This window comes from Pontibacter rugosus (assembly GCF_042678745.1).
Classification (GTDB): Bacteria; Bacteroidota; Bacteroidia; order Cytophagales; family Hymenobacteraceae; genus Pontibacter; species Pontibacter rugosus.
Genome location: NZ_JBHTLD010000362.1, coordinates 1 through 2,582, shown reverse-complemented (window position 1 = coordinate 2,582; position 2,582 = coordinate 1). Strand labels below are relative to the sequence as shown.

The 2,582-nt window shown below is 40.7% G+C and carries 4 protein-coding genes; all 4 read left to right on the top strand.

Going from position 1 to position 2,582, the window contains the following annotated elements; translation table 11 throughout:
* The first annotated feature begins 204 nt into the window (after positions 1-204).
* From rplC to rplB, 4 genes are read left to right on the top strand one after another with little or no spacing between them, the layout of a single operon-like run.
* Positions 205-822: a 50S ribosomal protein L3 gene (gene rplC / locus ACFQ2O_RS21135; RefSeq protein ID WP_377532790.1), complete on the top strand. Its 618-nt coding sequence runs from the start codon at positions 205-207 to the stop codon at positions 820-822.
* Position 823: 1 nt separating this feature from the next.
* On the top strand, positions 824-1,453 hold the full coding sequence (gene rplD / locus ACFQ2O_RS21130) for a 50S ribosomal protein L4 (protein ID WP_377532788.1): 630 nt from the start codon (positions 824-826) through the stop codon (positions 1,451-1,453).
* Positions 1,453-1,740, top strand: a complete 288-nt coding sequence (rplW, locus tag ACFQ2O_RS21125; protein WP_377532786.1) for a 50S ribosomal protein L23 — start codon at positions 1,453-1,455, stop codon at positions 1,738-1,740. The genes rplD and rplW overlap by 1 nt, the downstream gene beginning before the upstream one ends.
* A gap of 10 nt (positions 1,741-1,750) precedes the next feature.
* Entirely contained in the window at positions 1,751-2,578 is an 828-nt protein-coding gene (rplB, locus tag ACFQ2O_RS21120) for a 50S ribosomal protein L2 (RefSeq protein ID WP_377532784.1), read from the top strand.
* The last annotated feature ends 4 nt before the right edge of the window (positions 2,579-2,582 follow it).

The window sequence follows — 2,582 nt, the reverse complement described above, 5'->3', positions numbered from 1 at the left end:
TGTTGAAATCAAAGTTTGATAACATCATTATAAATTGAAACAAAAAGAGGAAGGCCTTAGCCTTCCTCTTTTTGTTTATACTTGGCTGAGAATAAATATTTTATAGATTATTTGAATCGGTAGAGAAAATTTTATTAACTTTGCACTCCCTTAGCAAAATAGGGGACAGTGAATTATTGTATCCATCTCTTAAATAAAAGTTGAATGCCTGGAATTATCGGTAAGAAAATCGGAATGACAAGCCTCTTCACAGCAGATGGTAAATACACACCAGTTACGCTTATACAAGCAGGTCCGTGTGTAGTTACTCAAGTGAAGACAGTAGAAAAAGATGGCTATGCTGCAGTACAGCTTGGCTATGGCGAAAAAAAGTTGAAAAGAGTAACGAAGGCGGAAGCCGGGCATTACCAAAAAGCTAATACGGCCCCTGCAAAAAAAGTTGCGGAGTTTGATGTAGAAGGCGTAAGCTATACATTGGGTGATGTAGTTAATGCAGAACTCTTTATAGAAGGAGAATTTGTTGACGTGGTAGGTACCTCTAAAGGTAAAGGTTTTCAAGGCGTTGTAAAGCGTTATAACTTTGCTGGTGTTGGTGGACAGACACACGGTCAGCACAACAGAGCAAGGCACCCAGGTTCAATTGGTGCTGCTTCATGGCCTTCAAGAGTATTTAAAGGAATGCGAATGGCCGGTAGAATGGGTGGAAACAGAGTTAAGATTCAAAACCTTACTGTTCTGCGTGTTATTGCAGATAAAAACCTTATAGTTGTTAGTGGCTCTGTTCCTGGTGCCAAAAATTCTTACGTGTTAATTGAGAAATAAAATGGAGCTTTCTGTATTAAATATCAAAGGTGAAGATACAGGCAGAAAGGTGACACTTTCTGATGCTGTGTTTGGACTAGAGCCAAATGAGCATGCAATGTATCTTGACGTGAAACAGTATCTGGCAAACCAGAGACAAGGAACACACAAATCAAAAGAGCGTGCAGAAGTTGCAGGTTCAACCAAAAAGATCAAGAAGCAAAAAGGTACAGGTGGGGCTCGTGCAGGTAGCATTAAGTCGCCAGTATTTATTGGTGGTGGTAGAGTTTTTGGCCCTAAACCAAGAAACTACAGCTTTAAACTGAATAAGAAGTTGAAAAGAGTTGCTCGTCTTTCTGCTCTTTCTCTTTTAGCACGTGATAATAAAGTTGCTTTAGTTGAGTCGTTTGCTTTGAATGCTCCTAAAACAAGTGAATTCAGAGGTATACTGAATAATTTACAGTCAACAGGAAAGACACTAGTGGTACTTCCTGCTGTAGATAAGAATATCGTTCTGTCAAGCAGAAACCTTCCAAAGGTAAAAGTTTCGACTGTTAAGGATATCAATACATATGACCTTCTTAACACTGAGAAACTTCTTCTTGTTGAGCAGTCAGTAAATGAATTAGAAACCCTCTTTAGCACGAAGTAATGAACGTTCTGAGAAGACCAATAATCACAGAAAAATACGCTGCCTTGAACGAGGTTGGAAAGTATGCTTTTGAGGTAGAAAAAGCTGCCAATAAAGTTGAAATCAAAAAGGCGGTTGAGAAAATGTACGGTGTAACAGTTGCTAAAGTAGCAACAATACGCGCACTAGGTAAGAAGAAGACTAAGTATACAAAGTCTGGCGCTGTAACCGGCCGTACTTCTCTGATTAAAAAAGCAATAGTAACCCTTAAAGAGGGTGAAGTAATAGACTTTTACAGCGGCATATAATTAAGTTAAAATGGCTTTAAAAAAGTTAAGACCAACAACACCAGGTCAAAGATTCAGAGTAGCCCCTGCATTTGATGAATTAACATCTGCTACTCCTGAGAAGTCTTTGTTGGCACCTCTTTCAAAATCTGGTGGACGCAACAATTCTGGTAAAATGACCATGCGCTATGTAGGCGGTGGACATAAGAGAAAGTACAGAGTTATTGACTTCAAGCGCACGAAGCATGGCGTGCCTGCTACAGTTAAAACCATTGAGTACGACCCGAACAGGACAGCTCGTATTGCGTTAATTTTCTACGCAGACGGTGAGAAGAGCTATATTATTGCTCCTTCAGGCTTACAAGTTGGTACTGTAATCAATTCAGGTCCAGGTATTGCTCCAGAAGTAGGAAACTGCTTGCCTCTTTCTGACATTCCTCTAGGTACTATCATCCACAACATTGAGCTTCAGCCAGGTGCTGGTGCCACACTTGCAAGAAGTGCTGGTTCTTATGCTCAGCTGGTTGCACGTGAAGGACGTTATGCAACGATTAAACTTCCTTCTGGCGAGCTGAGAATGGTACTGGTTAACTGTTCTGCAACAGTTGGTACTGTTTCTAACGGAGAGCACATGAACGTTAAGTTGGGCAAAGCTGGCCGTAACAGATGGTTAGGTAGACGTCCTCGCGTTCGTGGTGTAGCTATGAACCCTGTCGATCACCCTATGGGTGGTGGTGAAGGTAAATCTTCTGGCGGTCACCCACGCTCACGTAAAGGCCTATATGCTAAAGGTCTTAAAACTAGAAATAAGAATAAATATTCTGAGAAGCTCATAGTTAATAGAGGTAAGAAGAAATAGTAAA